Origin of the sequence: Kitasatospora sp. NPDC051984 (genome assembly GCF_044593455.1) — a bacterium.
Taxonomy (GTDB): Bacteria; Actinomycetota; Actinomycetes; order Streptomycetales; family Streptomycetaceae; genus Kitasatospora.
Window position 1 is genome coordinate 824242 of record NZ_JBIUCB010000001.1, and the last position, 17275, is coordinate 841516.

Annotated in this window: 16 protein-coding genes and 1 pseudogene; 15 read left to right on the plus strand and 2 right to left on the minus strand. The window is 72.1% G+C overall.

What is annotated here, in order from left to right; all coding sequences use genetic code 11:
* The first annotated feature begins 21 nt into the window (after window positions 1–21).
* The gene (locus tag ACIHEI_RS03710; RefSeq protein ID WP_396605444.1) at window positions 22–681 is read left to right on the plus strand and encodes a trimeric intracellular cation channel family protein; all 660 of its coding nucleotides are present in this window, start codon (window positions 22–24) and stop codon (window positions 679–681) included.
* Window positions 682–744: 63 nt separating this feature from the next.
* Here ACIHEI_RS03710 and ACIHEI_RS03715 read toward each other — a convergent pair whose 3' ends face one another.
* Window positions 745–1566 carry an IclR family transcriptional regulator gene (locus tag ACIHEI_RS03715; protein WP_396605445.1) on the minus strand — a complete coding sequence of 274 codons (822 nt, stop codon included), beginning with the start codon at window positions 1564–1566 and terminating at the stop codon, window positions 745–747.
* A 103-nt stretch (window positions 1567–1669) separates the two neighbouring features.
* Here ACIHEI_RS03715 and ACIHEI_RS03720 point away from each other — a divergent pair, with 103 nt between their 5' ends.
* The 4 genes from ACIHEI_RS03720 to ACIHEI_RS03735 all read left to right on the plus strand — a co-directional run bounded on the left by ACIHEI_RS03720 (window position 1670) and on the right by ACIHEI_RS03735 (window position 5593).
* Window positions 1670–2851, plus strand: coding sequence for a cysteine desulfurase family protein (locus ACIHEI_RS03720; protein ID WP_396605446.1), 1182 nt, complete (start codon window positions 1670–1672; stop codon window positions 2849–2851).
* Between the two features lie 155 nt (window positions 2852–3006).
* Complete coding sequence (gene mnmA, locus ACIHEI_RS03725; RefSeq protein WP_387637075.1) at window positions 3007–4140, plus strand: tRNA 2-thiouridine(34) synthase MnmA; 1134 nt, start codon at window positions 3007–3009, stop codon at window positions 4138–4140.
* Window positions 4141–4355: 215 nt separating this feature from the next.
* Window positions 4356–4895 (plus strand): TIGR00730 family Rossman fold protein, encoded by a 540-nt coding sequence (locus ACIHEI_RS03730; RefSeq protein WP_396605447.1) that lies wholly within the window; start codon window positions 4356–4358, stop codon window positions 4893–4895.
* Between the two features lie 8 nt (window positions 4896–4903).
* On the plus strand, window positions 4904–5593 hold the full coding sequence (locus ACIHEI_RS03735) for an SDR family oxidoreductase (RefSeq protein WP_392950856.1): 690 nt from the start codon (window positions 4904–4906) through the stop codon (window positions 5591–5593).
* A gap of 5 nt (window positions 5594–5598) precedes the next feature.
* Here the strand turns inward: ACIHEI_RS03735 and ACIHEI_RS03740 are convergent, their stop codons facing one another.
* Window positions 5599–6456: a phosphotransferase gene (locus ACIHEI_RS03740; RefSeq protein WP_396605448.1), complete on the minus strand. Its 858-nt coding sequence runs from the start codon at window positions 6454–6456 to the stop codon at window positions 5599–5601.
* A gap of 217 nt (window positions 6457–6673) precedes the next feature.
* Here ACIHEI_RS03740 and ACIHEI_RS03745 point away from each other — a divergent pair, with 217 nt between their 5' ends.
* The 10 genes and pseudogenes from ACIHEI_RS03745 (at window position 6674) to ACIHEI_RS03790 (ending at window position 17201) form a co-directional block, all read left to right on the plus strand.
* On the plus strand, window positions 6674–6811 hold the full coding sequence (locus ACIHEI_RS03745; protein WP_396605449.1) for a hypothetical protein: 138 nt from the start codon (window positions 6674–6676) through the stop codon (window positions 6809–6811).
* Window positions 6812–6885: 74 nt separating this feature from the next.
* Window positions 6886–7698 (plus strand): alpha/beta fold hydrolase, encoded by an 813-nt coding sequence (locus ACIHEI_RS03750; RefSeq protein WP_396605450.1) that lies wholly within the window; start codon window positions 6886–6888, stop codon window positions 7696–7698.
* 83 nt (window positions 7699–7781) lie between these two features.
* Complete coding sequence (locus ACIHEI_RS03755; protein WP_396605496.1) at window positions 7782–8735, plus strand: methionine synthase; 954 nt, start codon at window positions 7782–7784, stop codon at window positions 8733–8735.
* Window positions 8732–11068 carry an NAD-dependent DNA ligase LigA gene (ligA, locus tag ACIHEI_RS03760; protein WP_396605451.1) on the plus strand — a complete coding sequence of 779 codons (2337 nt, stop codon included), beginning with the start codon at window positions 8732–8734 and terminating at the stop codon, window positions 11066–11068. Before ACIHEI_RS03755 ends, ligA begins: the two co-directional genes overlap by 4 nt.
* Before the next feature lie 358 nt (window positions 11069–11426).
* Window positions 11427–12914 (plus strand): annotated as a pseudogene (locus tag ACIHEI_RS03765) (putative bifunctional diguanylate cyclase/phosphodiesterase); the annotation flags it as partial.
* A gap of 221 nt (window positions 12915–13135) precedes the next feature.
* Window positions 13136–13432, plus strand: coding sequence for an Asp-tRNA(Asn)/Glu-tRNA(Gln) amidotransferase subunit GatC (gene gatC, locus ACIHEI_RS03770; RefSeq protein WP_035866399.1), 297 nt, complete (start codon window positions 13136–13138; stop codon window positions 13430–13432).
* 5 nt (window positions 13433–13437) lie between these two features.
* Entirely contained in the window at window positions 13438–14931 is a 1494-nt protein-coding gene (gene gatA, locus ACIHEI_RS03775; protein ID WP_387637059.1) for an Asp-tRNA(Asn)/Glu-tRNA(Gln) amidotransferase subunit GatA, read from the plus strand.
* On the plus strand, window positions 14928–15167 hold the full coding sequence (locus tag ACIHEI_RS03780; RefSeq protein WP_396605452.1) for a hypothetical protein: 240 nt from the start codon (window positions 14928–14930) through the stop codon (window positions 15165–15167). Before gatA ends, ACIHEI_RS03780 begins: the two co-directional genes overlap by 4 nt.
* Before the next feature lie 27 nt (window positions 15168–15194).
* Complete coding sequence (gene gatB / locus ACIHEI_RS03785; protein ID WP_396605453.1) at window positions 15195–16694, plus strand: Asp-tRNA(Asn)/Glu-tRNA(Gln) amidotransferase subunit GatB; 1500 nt, start codon at window positions 15195–15197, stop codon at window positions 16692–16694.
* 201 nt (window positions 16695–16895) lie between these two features.
* The gene (locus tag ACIHEI_RS03790; protein WP_387637050.1) at window positions 16896–17201 is read left to right on the plus strand and encodes a DUF6059 family protein; all 306 of its coding nucleotides are present in this window, start codon (window positions 16896–16898) and stop codon (window positions 17199–17201) included.
* The last annotated feature ends 74 nt before the right edge of the window (window positions 17202–17275 follow it).

Below are 17275 nucleotides of genomic sequence, written 5' to 3' on the forward strand. Positions count from 1 at the left end.
GTCGGCATGGACACTGACCAGGTGAGCTCCGAGATCTTCCCGCACGACGTCCAGCAGGTCCTCGACCTGGTGGGCATCTTCGTCTTCGCACTGTCCGGCGGCCTGATGGCGGTCCGCAAGAACATGGACATCTTCGGCATCTGTGTCCTGGCCGAGGCCACCGCGCTCGGCGGCGGTGTGCTGCGGGACTTGATGATCGGGGCGCTGCCGGTGGCCGCGTTCACCAACGCCGGTTATTTCGCGACTCCGCTGGTGGCGGGACTGGTGGTGTTCTTCCTGCACCCGGAGGTGGAGCGGATCACCCGGTCGGTGATGGTGCTGGACGCGGCGGGCCTCGGACTGTTCGCCGTCACCGGCACCATCAAGGCGCACGACTACGGGCTGGGCGCGGTCCCCTCGGTGGCCTGCGGGATGCTGACCGCGGCGGGCGGCGGTGTGGTGCGCGACGTGCTGGCGATGGAGCCGCCCTCGCTGCTGCGCTGGGACCGGGAGATCTACGCGGTGCCGGCGCTGGTCGGCGCGGCGATCACGGCGATCCTGATCGCCGTCGGCCAACTCGCCCCGGTGAACGCCGCGCTGGCGGCGGTGGCCGCCTTCACGATGCGGCTGCTGGCGCTCAGGTACGGCTGGCGGGCGCCGCGGGCCTGGCACCGCAACGGTTCGCGGGCCGGTGAGGAGTAAGGCCCTCACGGGCGCCGCGGGCAGGCACCGCAACGGTTCGCGGGTCGGTGAGGAGTAAGGCCCTCAGCTGCGTGCGGCGCGGACCTCGTGCTTGGCGCCGCAGCGGTTCTCGCACCAGCGGGGGGTGGGGGAGCCGCCGTAGGCCAGCGAGATCGCCTCGACCGTGCAGAGCAGTTCCGGCAGCAGTTTGCTGAGTTCGACGACCGAGGCGACCTGCACCGGGGCGGAGATCGAGCAGGCGGCGATCGCGGTGCCCTCGGTGCCGGCGATCGGGGCGGCGATGCAGTTCACCGACGGGTGGTACTCGGCCTGGTCGACGGCCCAGCCGCGCCGCTGCACCTCGACCAGCTCGGCCCGCAGTTGCTCCGGGTCGCTGATCGACTGCGGGGTGCGGGCCGGGAATTCGGCCTCGGCGAGGTAGGCGGTGAGCCGGTCGGCGGGCAGGTCGGCCAGCAGCACCTTGCCGGCCGCGGTGGCCGCGGCGGGGGCGCGCCGGCCGATCCGGCTGTCCTCGCCGAGCCAGCTGCGGCCGGGGTCCGGGTACTTGGCGTCCACCTTGTCCAGGTAGAGCACCTCGTCGCCCTCCAGGACCGACAGGTGGACGGTGTGCCCGTAGCGCTCGTTGAGCACCGCCAGGTAGGGGGCGGCGACCTGGCGGATGTCGATGCCCTCGAGGGCCTGGTGGGCGAGCGCGAACAGCCGGCCGCCGAGCCGGTAGCGGTGGTCGGACTGCCGGGTGACGAAGCCGTGTTCCTGCAGGGTGCGCAGCAGCCGCAGGGCGGTGGACTTGTGCACGCCGATCCGGGCGGCGGCCTGCTCCAGCGAGGCCGGGCCCTCGCCGAGCGAGGCCAGGATGGTCAGCGCGCGGTCGACCGTCTGGGACACGGCCCTCCCCCTCTCACAGCGGCGTGGCCGGAACGCTAACGGCGCGTTGCAGAGGGTGCAATGGCCAAATCGTGACCTGCGGGCCGCCTACACTGGACCCGCTATGGCTTACCTCGACCACGCCGCCACCACCCCGATGCTGCCCGAGGCGATCGCCGCGATGACGGCGCAGTTCGGGACCGTCGGCAACGCTTCCTCCCTGCACACCGCCGGGCGGCGGGCCCGCCGGGTGATCGAGGAGTCCCGGGAGTCGCTGGGCGAGTCGCTGGGCGCGCGGCCCAGCGAGATCGTGCTCACCGCGGGCGGCACCGAATCCGACAACCTGGCGGTCAAGGGCCTGTACTGGGCCCGGCTGGCCGCCGACCCGGCCCGCCGCCGTGTGCTGAGCAGCCCGGTCGAGCACCACGCGGTGCTGGACGCGGTGCACTGGCTGGCCGAGCACGAGGGCGCCGAGGTCGAGTACCTGCCGGTGGACGAGGCCGGCCGGGTGCGCCCGGAGGCGCTGCGCGAGGCGATCGAGCGGGCGCCGGAGACGGTCGCGCTGGTCACCGTGATGTGGGCCAACAACGAGGTCGGCACCGTCCAGCCGGTACGCGAACTCGCGGCCGTCGCCGCCGAGTTCGGGATCCCGATGCATGCGGACGCGGTGCAGGCGCTGGGCCAGGTCCCGGTGTCCTTCGCCGACTCCGGGCTGACGGCGCTCACCGTCACCAGCCACAAGATCGGCGGCCCGTACGGGGTCGGCGCGCTGCTGCTGTCCCGCTCCGCGACGCCCGTTCCGCTGCTGCACGGCGGCGGCCAGGAGCGCGACGTCCGCTCCGGGACGCTGGACGTGCCCGGCGCGGCCGGGTTCGCGGTGGCGGCCGAGCTGGCCGTCGAGCGGCAGCCCGAGTACGCGGCGGGTGTCGGCATGCTGCGTGACGACCTGGTCGCGGTGGTCCGGGCGGCCGCGCCCGAGGCGCTGCTGAACGGCGACCCGGACCCGGCGGGCCGGCTGCCCGCCAACGCGCACTTCTCCTTCCCCGGCTGCGAGGGCGACGCGCTGCTGATGCTGCTGGACGCGGCCGGTGTGGAGTGCTCCACCGGTTCGGCCTGTTCGGCGGGCGTCCCGCAGCCCAGCCACGTGCTGCTGGCGATGGGCGTGGCCCCCGAACTCGCCCGCGCCTCGCTGCGGTTCTCGCTCGGCCACACCTCCACCCGGGCGGACGTCGAGGCGCTGGCCGCCGCGCTGCCCGGAGCGGTGGAGCGGGCCCGCCGGGCCGGTCTGGTGCGGGCCGGTCGCTGACCGGATCTGTTCTGTGGCGGAACGATCTGCTGTCGAGCCGACCGTCCGGCGAGCCGCCCGTCCTGGTGTCGAACTGACCGTCCGGCGAGCCGCCCGTCCTGGTGTCGAACTGACCGTCCGGCGAGCCGCCCGGCCACCGTTAGGCTGGACTCCTTATGACTGACTTCCCCGGCGCCCCGACCACCCCGTCCACCGGCCGACTGCGCGTGCTCGCCGCGATGTCCGGCGGCGTCGACTCCGCCGTCGCCGCCGCCCGGGCCGTCGAAGCCGGCCACGAGGTGACCGGCGTCCACCTGGCGCTCGCCAGCAACCCGCAGTCCTTCCGCACCGGCGCGCGCGGCTGCTGCACCCTGGAGGACTCCCGGGACGCCCGCCGCGCCGCCGACGTGATCGGCATCCCGTTCTACGTCTGGGACTTGGCGGAACGCTTCCGCGAGGACGTGATCGAGGACTTCGTCGCCGAGTACGCCGCCGGGCGCACCCCCAACCCGTGCCTGCGCTGCAACGAGAAGATCAAGTTCGCCGCGCTGCTCGACAAGGCGATCGCACTCGGCTTCGACGCCGTCTGCACCGGCCACTACGCCCGGATCGTCGACCTGCCCGACGGCACCCGCGAACTCCACCGGGCCGTCGACGGCGCCAAGGACCAGTCGTACGTGCTCGGCGTGCTCGACGCCGACCAGCTCGCCCACTCGCTGTTCCCGCTCGGCGACACCACCAAGGACGTCATCCGCGAAGAGGCCGACCGGCGCGGCCTCGCCGTCGCCAAGAAGCCCGACAGCCACGACATCTGCTTCATCACCGACGGCGACACCCAGGGCTTCCTCGCCGAACGCCTCGGCACCGCCACCGGCGACATCCTCGACACCGACGGCACCAAGCTCGGCGAACACGACGGCGCCTACGGCTTCACCATCGGCCAGCGCAAGGGCCTCCGCCTCGGCCGCCCCGCCGCCGACGGCAAGCCCCGCTACGTCCTCGACATCTCGCCGGTCAACAACACCGTCACCGTCGGCCCCGCCAGCGGCCTCGACGTGCACGCCCTCACCGCCATCCGCCCCCGCTGGTGCGGCACCCCCGCGAGCGGCGAAGGCCGCTACACCGCGCAGCTCCGCGCCCACGGCGAAGAGGTGCCGGTGACGGCGGTGATGACCGGTGACGAGCTTCACGTCCGCCTCGACACCCCCGCCCGCGGCATCGCGCCCGGGCAGGCCGTGGTGCTGTACGACGGCACCCGGGTGGTCGGCTCGGCGACCATCGCGAGCACCGAGCGGGCCGTCGAGGCCTAGGGGCTGTCTTCAAACCCCCGCCTGCCCCACAGCGCCTGGCACGCACTCTCGCCGCACCGGGCGAAAGACCAAGTACACCCAGTACGAGGCCTTCCACCCGGCACGCCGAGAGCACGCACCAGACGCCGCGGGGCTGCGCCGCGGGTTTGAAGACAGCCCCTAGCCACTATTGGTTTGACCCGGGCGTGGCGGGCGGTGATAGGACTGTTTGCACTATGAACATCACGGTCTTCTGTTCGGCGAACCTGCTCGATGCCAAGTACACCGCTCCGGCGGCGGAGTTCGCCCGGCTGCTCGGGGCCGGTGGGCACACGCTGGTGTGGGGCGGGTCGCACACCGGGCTCATGGGGCTGCTGGCCGACGAGGTGCAGCAGGCCGGGGGGCGGCTCGTCGGGGTGTCGGTGGAGTTCCTGCGGCACAAGGCGTACGAGGGCGCCGACGAGCTGGTGGTGACGCCCGATCTGGCCACGCGGAAGGCCGAGTTGCTGGCGCGCGGGGACGCAGTGGTGGTGCTGGTCGGCGGGCTCGGGACGCTGGACGAGGTCACCGAGGTGCTGGAGCTGAAGAAGCACGGGCGGCACGACAAGCCGATCGTGTTCCTCGACACCGAGGGGTTCTACGCCGGGACGCGGACCCAGCTCGAGCGGATGGACAGCGAAGGGTTCCTGCCGCGTCCGCTCGCCGAGCTGGTGAGTTTCGCGCAGACTCCCGCCGAAGCCCTCGCCCACGCGACCGCAACCGCCAAGCAGAACTGAGGAATCCCATGGGTGTCCACCTGATCACCGGCGCCGGCTCCGGCATCGGCTCCGCCGTCGCCGACAAGCTCACCGCCCGCGGCGAAGAGGTCTGGCTGCTCGCCCGGGACGCGCGCCGCGCCGCCCAGTTGCGCGAGCGCTACCCCGAGGCGCGGACGCTGGTCGGCGACCTCGACGACCCGGCCAAGCTGTCCTGGGCGTTCGGCCACCAGGCGCTGCCCGTCGAACTCGACTCGCTGCTGCACATCGCCGGCGTCGTCGAACTCGGCACCGTCGGCGAGACCCCCGTGAAGGCGTGGCAGCAGCAGTTGAACGTCAACACCGTCGCACCCGCCGAGATCACCCGCCTGCTGCTCCCTTCGCTGCGCCTCGCGCGCGGACACGTGGTGTTCGTCAACTCCGGTGCCGGCCTGCGCGCCGACCCGACCTGGGGCTCGTACGCGGCCAGCAAGTTCGCAGTCCGCGCGGTCGCCGACGCACTGCGGCAGGAGGAGCACGCCAACGGGGTCCGGGTCACCACCGTCTACCCCGGGCGGACCGCCACCGCGATGCAGGTGAAGGTGCACCAGCAGGAGGGCAAGGAGTACGACCCCTCGAAGTGGATCGCTCCGGAATCGGTCGCCACCGCGATCCTCGCCGCCCTCGACCTGCCGCGCGACGCGGAGATCACCGAGATCACCGTCCGCCCCGGCCAGTAGGGCGGTCACCCCAGGCGGTGGCGGAGCCAGGCCAGGCCATGGGCACCGAGCGCGTCGGCGCGCAGCGTCCACAGCCCGGTGAGGGTCGCGACGAACGCAGTGACGGCCCCCGGTGAGGCTGCGCGCCACATCGACACGCCGTTGGCCCATCGTTCCGCGTTCTCGGGTGTGTGCCCCGCCTGGATCAGCCGGACGACCAGGTACGCCGTGTCGCCCCAGGCCGCGCCGGGTGCGGGGAACGCCCAGTCCACGACCCGGACCGTGTCGCCGTCCACCAGGAGGTTGGGGCCGGTGAGGTCGGTGTGGACGAGAGTCCCGCCGTCGATCAGGCCGGGTGCTTCGCGTTCCGCGCGGGTCAGCGTGTCCAGATGCTCGACGGCCCACGGGTCGAGCCGTTCCTGGTGCCGGTCGCCGAGCGTGTGCCAGAAATCCTGGCCGGACCACCGGTCGGCCAGCCGCAGAGCTCGCAGCGGCGGAGCGGGGGTCAGCGTCTCGGCGAGGGTTTCCAGCGCCTGGGCGAGCAGGGGCAGATCGGCCGATCCGGGGGACAGATCCGCGTGTCGCCCGGGCGCGCGTTCGAACCCGAGGGCCAGCCACCCGGCGGCCTCGACCGTCCACAGCAGGCGGGGGCCGATGCTGGGCGGGAGGACGGCGTTGACGGCCGATTCCAGTCGGTGCATCCACGCCTTGGCGTTGTCCTCCCGGACCGCTTTGCAGAACACCGGCCCCCCGGCCGCGTCCAGTAGCGCAGCGAAGTCGGAGACGGTCCCGGCGGTCGGCGGCGTCGCGCGGGCAACTGGTCCGGTCCGTCCCTCGATTCCGCTTCGCAGTTCGGACGGCAGTTGGTGCCAGGCGTAGCCCACGGGAGTCCTCCGGAGTGCGGCCCGCCCCGGTCAAGTCGCGAGCGGAGCGGGCCGGTCGGTTTCTAACTGCTGTGGCAACCGCGATGGCACTGGCTGCAACTGCCGCTCCCGCTGGTGTCGCTGCCGTCGCCCCCGCTGCCCTCGGAGCAGTCGGCGGACATGGCCCACAGCTCGCCGTCCACGGCGAATCCGCTGGCCTCGATGACGGCCACCCAAGGTGATCGCTCGCCATGCGTGCGACAGTACGCCGCTGCACGGTGTCCAACCAGAACGGCCAGCAGACGGCGCCTCCGCCGCGCTCGACCTGCCGCGCGACGCGGAGATCACCGAGATCACCGTCCGCCCCGGCCAGTAGCCGGGGGAGCGCGGCTGCGGTCCACTGGAGGGACGGGGCCGTGGTTGCGGCTCCACCAGGTGAGGAGCGGTCGCATGCCTGTGGCCCGGGTGAACGGTGTCGGCCTGTACTACGAGCTGGCGGGGGACGGCGATCCGCTGGTGCTGGTGCACGGGTCCTGGACCGACCACGGCACCTGGGGCGGCGTGGTGCCCGACCTCGCCGAGCGGTACCGCGTGCTGGCCTACGACCGGCGGGGGCACAGCCGGAGCGAACGCCCGGCCGGGCAGGGGACGCGGACCGAGGACGAGCAGGATCTCGCCGCGCTGATCGAGACGTTCGACCTGGCACCGGCGCACGTGACCGGCAACTCCTTCGGGGCCTCGACGGCGCTGGGCCTGGCGGCGAGGCGTCCTGAGCTGTTCCGGAGCCTGGTGGCGCACGAGCCCCCGCTGATGGGGATCGTGGGGGAGGACCCGGACCTTGGGCCGCTGATGCGGGCCATGGGGGAGAAGCTGGAGTCCGTCCGGGAGCATCTGCGTGCGGGCGAGAACCTCGCGGGCGCCGAGCAGTTCGTCGAGGAGGTCGCTCTCGGCCCCGGGAACTGGGAGCAGCTCCCGGACTGGCTCCGGGACACCCTGGTCACCAACGCCCCCACCTTTCTCGACGAACTGGCCGATCCCGACTGGCTGTTCCTCGACCTCGCCGGGCTGTCCGGTTACACCGGCCCCGCCCTGCTGACCAACGGCACCGAGAGCCCGCCGTGGTTCCCGGCCATCATCTCCCGGCTCGGCGAGGCGCTGCCCCGGGCCGAGGTCAGGACGCTGGAGGGAACCGGCCACGTCCCGCACGTCTCGCACCCCGAGGACTACCTGCGCAGCCTGACCGGCTTCCTCGATGCCGTCTGAGGGCGAGGCTGCGTAGGCTCTGTCCCGTGACTGACGTGGACGTTTTCGGAGAGCTGGCCGGGGCCGCGACCGGGGTGGGGTCGATGCCCGGCGGGGATGTGCGGGACATGGTCCGGGGGGTGATGGCCGAGCTGGAACAGCTGCCGCACCTGCCGGAGCTGCCCGGGCGCGGGCCCGGGGCCGACATGATCGGGCGCGGGGCGGGCCTGCTGACCGAGCTGTTCGTGCAGACCGAGCCGAGCGGGTGGCGGTTCACCGACCACCCCGGGCGGGACACCAAGCGGGCCCGGTCCTGGCTGGGCGAGGACCTGGACGCGCTGGAGGAGTACACCCAGGGCTACCAGGGGCTGCTGAAGATCCAGGCGGTCGGGCCGTGGACGCTGGCCGGGTCGATCGAGCTGCGGCACGGCGAGAAGGCGCTCAGCGACCCCGGCGCCTGCCGGGACATCGCGGAGTCGCTGACCGAGGGCCTGCGCCGTCACCTGGAGGACGTCCGCCGCCGGGTGCCGGAAGCGACGATCGTGCTGCAGTTGGACGAGCCGCTGCTGCCCGCCGTCCTCGCCGGTTCGGTGAAGACCGCCAGCGGCTTCCAGCGGCTGCGCGCGATCGACCGCCAACTCGCCGAGCAGGCGCTGCGCGAGGTGATCCGGGGCGTGGAAACGCCGGTGCTGGTGCACAGTTGCGCGCCGAAGGTGCCGATTCCCTTGCTGCGCCGGGCCGGTGCGGCCGGGATCAGCCTGGACTTCTCGTTCCTGACGGAGCGTGACGACGACGACCTGGGCGAGGCGGTCGAGGGCGGGACGCTGATCCTCGCCGGTGTGGTGCCCTCCACCGACGCCGAATCGTCAGACCCGGCCGGTAGTGTCCAGGGTGTCAGGACGTTGTGGCGCAGGCTCGGGCTGGCCCCGGAGCTGTTGGGCCGCCGGGTGGTGGTGACGCCGACGTGCGGGCTCGCGGGGGCGTCCCCGGTGTACGCGCGGCGGGCGCTGGCCTCGGCGGTGCGGGCGGCACGGAGCCTGGTGGACAACCCGGAGTGACGAGCGAGGAGGACGGCGCGGTGGCGGCTGTGGAGGGCTGGGAGGAGATCCCGGCGGAGGTGCGGACCCGGCACGCCGAACTGGCGACCGAGATCGAGGAGCACCGGGCCCGGTACTACGAGCTGGACGCGCCGACCGTCAGCGACGCCGAATTCGACCGGCTGATGCGCGAGTTGGAGTCGCTGGAGGCCGAGCACCCGGCGCTGGTGACGCCCGACTCGCCGACCCAGAAGGTCGGTGGCGCGCCGGCCGTGCTGTTCGCGCCGGTCGAGCACCGGGAGCGGCTGCTCAGCCTCGACAACGCGATGGACGCCGAGGAGTTGGCGGCCTGGGCCGAGCGGGTCGCCACCGAACTGTCCGGCATCGAGTACCACTACCTGTGCGAACTGAAGGTCGACGGCCTGGCCGTCAACCTGACGTACGAGAACGGGGCGCTGGTGCAGGCCGCGACCCGCGGCGACGGCCGGGTCGGCGAGGACATCACCGCCAACGTCCGCACCATCAAGGAGATCCCGCACCGCCTGCGCGGCGACAACATCCCCGCGCTGGTGGAGATCCGCGGCGAGGTGTACTTCCCCACCGAGGAGTTCGACGCGCTGAACGCCTCCTTCGCCGAGGAGAACGAGCGCCGCCGGCAGGAGAACGAGGAGCGCGCCAAGGAGGGCAAGCGGCCGCGGGCGATGATCCGACTGTTCATGAACCCGCGCAACGCCGCCGCCGGATCGCTCCGGCAGAAGGACCCGCTGGTCACCGCCGCCCGCCCGCTGCGGATGGTGGTGCACGGCATCGGCGCCCGGGTCGGCTTCGACATCGACAACCAGTCGCACGCCTACCAGCTGCTGCACGACTGGGGCCTGCCGACCGCCAAGCACAACAAGGTGGTCGGCTCGCTCGAGGAAGTGCGGGCGTTCATCAAGTACTTCGGCGAGCAGCGGCACTCCGTCGAGCACGAGATCGACGGCGTGGTGGTCAAGGTCGACGAGATCGCCCTGCAGGGCCGGCTCGGCTCCACCTCCAAGTCGCCGCGCTGGGCGATCGCCTGGAAGTACCCGCCGGAGGAGGTCACCGGCAAGCTCGCCGAGATCAAGATCGGCATCGGCCGCACCGGCCGGGCCACCCCGTACGCGGTGCTGGCCGAGCCGGTGAAGGTGGCCGGCTCGATGGTGCAGTACGCGACGCTGCACAACCAGCAGATCGTCAAGGCCAAGGACGTGCTGCTCGGCGACACCATCGTGCTGCGCAAGGCCGGTGACGTGATCCCGGAGATCCTCGGCCCGGTCTACGACCTGCGCGACGGCAGCGAGCGGGCGTTCGAGATGCCCACGCACTGCCCGGAGTGCGGCGGCGAGCTGCGCCCGATGTCCGAGGGCGACATCGACCTGCGCTGCCCGAACGCGCAGCACTGCCCGGCGCAGATCCGCGAGCGGATCGCGTTCCTCGGCGGCCGCCAGTGCCTGGACATCGAGGGCCTCGGCTACGTCGCGGCCACCGCGCTCACCCAGCCGCTGGAGCCCGCCGACCCGCCGGTCAAGGACGAGGGCGACATCTTCGGCCTGACCGAGGAGCAGCTGCTGCCGATCAAGGTGCTGGTGCGCGACCCGAAGACCGGCATGCCCAAGCCGGACGACAAGACCGGCAAGGAGAAGCGGACGTCCTTCTTCGCCACCACCGCCGGCGCCCCGAAGAAGAACACCGGTGTTCTGCTGGACAACCTGGACAAGGCCAGGGACCGCCCGCTGTGGCGCTTCCTGAACGGGCTGTCGATCCGCCACGTCGGCCCGGTGGCCGCGCAGGAACTGGCCCGCGAATTCCGTGACCTGGACCGGATCTTCGCCGCCGACGAGACCGAACTCGCCGCCGTCGAGGGCGTCGGGCCGACCATCGCCAAGGCCATCAAGGAGTGGTACGCGGAGGAGTGGCACCGCGAGATCCTCCGCAAGTGGCGCGACGCGGGCGTGCAGTTCACCGAGGAGGCCGGCGAGGAGCAGGGCGAACGCCCGCTGGAGGGGCTGACGTTGGTGGTCACCGGAACCCTCGCCGGGCACACCCGGGACGGCGCGAAGGAGGCGCTGACCTCGCGCGGCGCGAAGGTGACCGGATCGGTGTCGAAGAAGACCCACTTCGTGGTGGTCGGCGACAACCCCGGCTCCAAGTACGACAAGGCGGTGCAGCTCGGCGTCCCGGTGCTGGACGACGCCGGGTTCGCGGTGCTGCTGGAGCAGGGCGCGGACGCCGCCCGCAAGCACCTCGGGCTGGACGTCGAGGGGGACGGCGCGGAGGGCGAGGCCGGTGGGGAAAATGCCGGAGAAGTACCGGAGGAGCAGGTTTCCTGACAGGTCGTTACCGTCCTGATGCCGCGTCAGTCGGGTGTTCGGGAGCGAAATCGGGCATTGTGTCATCGAGCAGCGCGCGGATATGACGTCGCGCTCGGAGGTGACCGGAAAGTGCGCCCGTACGGCGGACCCCGGCTTACCCTGGGCGCTACGAACTGTCAGCAGGAGTGTGTGGCACCGGTTCTGCCGGAGCCCCGGGGACACGCCCTCGTCTGACGTCCACCGGCATCCCGAGGAGGGGGTGCCTCACCGTGAGGCGGCCCAGCGGGGGCGGGCCCGACGGAGGACTGGGCTTATGGATCGTACGACCGGCGGCGCGCCCACACGCCCGCCGCAGGGGATGGCGGGGGCGGTGCTGCTGCTCGGCGTCCTGCTGGCCGGGGCCGCGCCGCTGATCCCGCTGGCCGTCCTGGTGTACCGCTACGAACCCGAACTGCTCCCGCTGTTCGCGGTTCCGCTGGCCGTACTGGTCGCCGCCTGGCGGATCGCCCGGGACCGGGCCAGGGACCAGCTCACCGACCCGCTGACTGACCTGCCCAACCGGCAGGCCCTGCTGATCGCCACCCAGGAGGCGCTGGCCGCGCACGAGGGCGAGGACGGCTACAGCGTCGGCCTGATCCTGCTCGACCTGGACCGCTTCCGGTCGCTGAACGACGCGCTCGGGCACACCGCCGGCGACCGGCTGCTGGTGCACATCGCCCGCCGCCTGCACCGGGCGCTGCGCTCCGGCCCCAGCTTCGCGCCGGGCCCGGACACCGCCGTGCTGCCCCCGCAGGTGCGCCGCCGCAGCGAACGCCCGGTGGTGGCCCGGATGGGCGGCGACGAGTTCGCGGTGCTGCTCCCCGGCGTCGGCAGCCCCGAACTGCTGGAGCGGATCGCCAAGGGGCTGATCACCGAACTCGCCGCACCGATCCGGCTGGACGGGCTGCTGCTGGTGCTGGAGGCCAGTGCCGGGGTCTGTGTGCACCCGACGCACGCCCAGGACGCAGAATCGCTTCTGCGGCGCGCCGACGTGGCGATGGGCCACGCCCAGCACAGCCGCAGCGGCGTCGAACTGTACGACGAGGCACGGGACTTGGAGACCCCGTACCGGATCGGCCTGCTCGGCGACCTGCGGCGTGCGCTGGAGATGAACGAGGTCGCCCTGCACTACCAGCCGAAGGTCGCCTTCGACGGCCGGGTGGTCGGCCTGGAGGCGCTGGTGCGCTGGGAACGGCCCGGGCAGGGCCGGGTGCCCCCCGACGAGTTCATCAGCCTCGCCGAGTCCTCCGGCCTGATGCCCCGGCTCACCGACTACGTGCTGGAGAGCGCCGTCGGGCAGATCGCCCGCTGGCGCCACCAGGGCCTGATGGTGCCGGTCGCCGTCAACGTCTCGCCGCGCGACGTCCTCAATCCGGGTTTCGCCGCCCGGGTCGCCGGACACCTCACCCGGCACCAGGTCCCCGCCGAGGCGCTCCAACTGGAGATCACCGAACGGCTGCTGCTCGACGACAGCCGGCGGGCCGCCGACACCTTGGCCGAACTGCGCCGCTACGGCGTGCGGATGTCGCTGGACGACTTCGGCACCGGGCACTCCTCACTGGTGCGGCTGCGCAGCCTCCCGGTCGGCGAACTGAAGATCGACCGCTCGTTCGTCTCCCGGATGGTCGCCGACGACCACGACGCGGCAGTGGTCCGCTGCTCCGTCGAACTCGCCCACTCGCTGGGCCTGACGGTGGTCGCCGAGGGCGTCGAGGACGACGAGACCTGGGAGCGCTTGCACGACCTCGGGGTGGACGCCGTGCAGGGGTGGCTGGTGTCGGCCGCGCTGCCGGTCGACCAGGCGACGGCGTGGCTGCAGGTGCGGCGGACGGGGGCGGTTTCCTCGCTGCCGCGATAGTCGTTCGTTCGCGAGGTCCGTCCGGGGAGGGAGTTCTGTCCCCGGGCGGACCTTGCTGTTGGTCCCCTTCCGCCTCGCGCAGTTCCCCGCGCCCCTGAAGGGGCACATAGGATGGCCCTCAAGACCAAAAAGGACGGGTGTGCCCAGGGCCGCCCGGTCTACCGGAACTCACCCTTGAGGATCGCTGCATGCCTGGCATCACGCGCGAGGAGGTCGCCCACCTCGCCCGGCTGTCGCGTCTGGAGTTGCAGGCGGAGGAGTTGGACCACTTCGCCGAGCAGCTCGACGTGATCATCGGCGCGGTCGCCCGCGTTTCCGAGGTCGCGGGGCAGGACGTCCCGCCGACCTCCCACCCGCTCCCGCTGAGCAACGTCATGCGGGCGGACGAGGTGCGACAGTCGCTGACCCCGGAGCAGGCGCTGTCCGGCGCCCCGGCGAGTGAGGACCAGCGTTTCCGCGTGCCGCAGATCCTCGGGGAGGACTGACCGAGATGACCGACCTGATCAAGTACACGGCGGCCGAGACGGCCTCCGCGATCGCCAAGGGCGAGGTGTCGGCCGTCGAGGTCGCGCAGGCCCACCTGGACCGCATCAACGCCGTCGACAAGAAGGTCAACGCCTTCCTGCACGTCGACAACGAGGGCGCGCTGGCCGCCGCCCGCAAGGTCGACGACAAGCGGGCCAAGGGCGAGCAGCTCAGCCCGCTGGCCGGTGTGCCGCTGGCGCTGAAGGACGTCTTCACCACCAAGGGCATCCCGACCACCTGCGGTTCGAAGATGCTCGAGGGCTGGATCCCGCCCTACGACGCCACGCTGACGCGGCGTCTGAAGGACGCGGACGTCGTCATCCTCGGCAAGACCAACATGGACGAGTTCGCGATGGGCTCCTCCACCGAGAACTCGGCGTACGGCCCGACCGGCAACCCGTGGGACCTGACCCGGATCCCCGGCGGCTCCGGCGGCGGCTCCGCGGCGGCGCTCGCCGCGTTCGAGGCGCCGCTGGCGATCGGCACCGACACCGGCGGCTCGATCCGCCAGCCCGGCGCCGTCACCGGCACCGTCGGCGTCAAGCCGACCTACGGCGCGGTGTCCCGCTACGGCCTGGTCGCCTTCTCGTCCTCGCTGGACCAGGGCGGCCCGTGCGCCCGCACTGTGCTGGACGCGGCGCTGCTGCACGAGGCGATCGCCGGCCACGACCCGCTGGACTCCACCTCGATCGACGCGCCGGTGCCGGCCGTCGTCGAGGCCGCGAAGATGCGTGACATCCGCGGCATGCGGATCGGCATCGTCAAGGAGTTCGCCGGCGAGGGCTACCAGCCCGGCGTCATGCAGCGCTTCAACGAGTCGGTGGAGCTGCTGCGCGAGCTGGGCGCCGAGGTCGTCGAGGTGTCCTGCCCGTCGTTCACGCTGGCGCTGCCCGCGTACTACCTGATCGCCCCGTCCGAGTGCTCCTCGAACCTGGCCCGGTTCGACGCGATGCGCTACGGCCTGCGGGTCGGCGACGACGGCAACCGCTCCGCCGAGCAGGTCACCGCGCTGACCCGTGAGGCCGGCTTCGGTGACGAGGTCAAGCGCCGCATCATCCTCGGCACCTACGCGCTGTCCTCCGGCTACTACGACGCCTACTACGGCTCGGCGCAGAAGGTCCGGACGCTGATCTCCCGGGACTTCGACGCCGCGTTCGCCGGTGTGGACGTGCTGATCTCCCCGACCACGCCGACCACCGCGTTCCCGATCGGCGAGCGGGCGGACGACCCGATGGCGATGTACCTCGCCGACCTGTGCACCATCCCCTCGAACCTGGCGGGCAACGCGGCCATGTCGCTGCCCTGCGGGCTCGCCCCGGAGGACAATCTCCCGGTCGGCCTGCAGATCATCGCCCCCGCGATGGCGGACGACCGCCTCTACCGCGTGGGCGGCGCCGTCGAGGCCGCGCTCAACGACAAGTGGGGTCACACCCTGCTGGAGGAGGCACCGGCACTATGAGCAAGATCGAGAAGGCCAAGGGCTGGAAGCACTCGAAGCCCGGCCTGTGGCTGTCCATCGGCGGAAGCGCGTTCGGGGCGATCTCCATCGTCAAGGACATTCGCCACGCCCGTGAGGACCACGACACCCTCAAGCTGATCAACGCCGTGGTCGGGGCCGCCGCCCTGATCACCGGGACCGCGCTCCTCGTCCGCGAGCTCAAGCGTCTCGGCGACGACGACGTCCTGCTCGGCTGAACCTCCCATGACTGAAGAAGGGACGCTGTGAGCGTCATGAGCCTGGTCTCCTACGAGGAGGCACTCGCCTCGTACGACCCGGTGATGGGCCTTGAGGTCCACGTCGAGCTGGGTACCAAGACCAAGATGTTCTGCGGCTGCTCCACCGAGCTGGGCGCGGAACCGAACTCGCAGACCTGCCCGACCTGCCTCGGCCTGCCCGGCTCGCTGCCGGTGGTCAACGCGGTCGGTGTGGAGTCGGCGATCCGGATCGGTCTCGCGCTGAACTGCGAGATCGCCCAGTGGTGCCGGTTCGCCCGGAAGAACTACTTCTACCCGGACATGCCGAAGAACTTCCAGACCAGCCAGTACGACGAGCCGATCGCCTTCAACGGCTACCTCGACGTGCAGCTGGAGGACGGCGAGGTCTTCCGCGTGGAGATCGAGCGCGCCCACATGGAGGAGGACACCGGCAAGTCCACCCACGTCGGTGGCGCGACCGGCCGCATCCACGGCGCCGAGTACTCGCTGCTCGACTACAACCGGGCCGGCATCCCGCTGATCGAGATCGTCACCAAGCCGATCGAGGGCGCGGGCCACCGGGCCCCCGAGGTCGCGAAGGCGTACGTCGCCGAGCTGCGCGAGCTGATCAAGGCGCTGGGCGTCTCCGAGGCCCGGATGGACAAGGGCCAGATGCGCTGCGACGTCAACCTGTCGCTGCGCCCCAACGGCACCGAGAAGTTCGGCACCCGCAGCGAGACCAAGAACGTCAACTCGCTGCGCAGCGTGGAGCGGGCCGCCCGGTTCGAGATCATGCGCCACGCCACCGTGCTGACCGACGGCGGGACGATCGTCCAGGAGACCCGGCACTTCCACGAGGAGGACGGCTCCACCACGGCCGGCCGGATCAAGGACAACGCCGAGGACTACCGGTACTTCCCGGAGCCCGACCTGGTCCCCGTCGCCCCGGCCCGTGAGTGGGTCGAGGAGCTGCGGGCCGAACTGCCCGAGCTGCCGCGGGTCCGCCGGGCCCGGCTGCAGGCCGAGTGGGGTCTGAACGACCAGGACATGCAGTCGGTGCTGAACGCCGGCGCGGTCGAGCCGATCACCGAGACCATCGCGGCCGGCGCCCCCGCCGACCAGGCCCGCAAGTGGTGGATGGGCGAGCTGGCGCGGCGCGCCAACGAGACCGGCACCGAGCTGTCCGAGCAGCCGATCACCCCGGCGCAGGTGGCCCGGGTCTGCGCGCTGGTCGCCGAGGGCAAGCTGAACGACAAGCTGGCCCGCCAGGTCATCGAGGGCGTCCTCGCCGGCGAGGGCGAGCCGGACCAGGTCGTCGAGAAGCGCGGCCTGGCCGTGGTCTCCGACGACTCGGCGCTCGGCGCGGCCGTCGACCAGGCGATCGCCGACAACCCCGACGTCGCCGCGAAGATCCGCGACGGCAAGGTGCAGGCGGTCGGCGCGCTGGTCGGCGCCGTCATGAAGGCCACCCGCGGGCAGGCCGACGCGGCGAAGGTCAAGGACCTGATCCTGGAGAAGCTGGCCTGAGGCTGCTGCTCCGTACGGTGCCCGTCCCCGAACCGGGGGCGGGCACCGTCGTTTTCCGGCACCGTCGTTTTCCGGCACCGTCGTCTTTCGGCACCGTCGTCTTTCGGCACGGTTCGTTCTCCGGCGCGGTTCGAGCGGCGCTCCAGCCGTCGGCCGGATCCTGCCCACCGCGATACGCCGGAGACGAAGCGAGGTGGAGCAATGGCCGGGGTGACCCGTTCGGGACGGAGGCTGCTGGGGGCGGCCGTGAGACGGCTGCTGTGGGGACTGTCGCTGCTCGGCGACATGTATCTCTGTACGGCGGCGTCCCGGTACGAGGCAATGCTGCTGGGGCGGCCGGTGGAGCGGCCGTGGCCGCTGGAGCCGCCGATCACGCTGCTGCCGCCGCCGCCCGGGCACCCCGAGCAGCTGATCCCGGACGTTCCGCTGAGCGCGGTCGAACTCGAGCTGCGGTCCGAACTGCTGCACCTGAGGCGGCTGCTGCCCGGTGACGGGGTGCGGCGATGACCGTGCGGGAGCGGCCGAGCCGGAGGAGAGCGGGCTTCAAGAGGCGGTTGAGCGGCCCACCGGAGACTGGACGC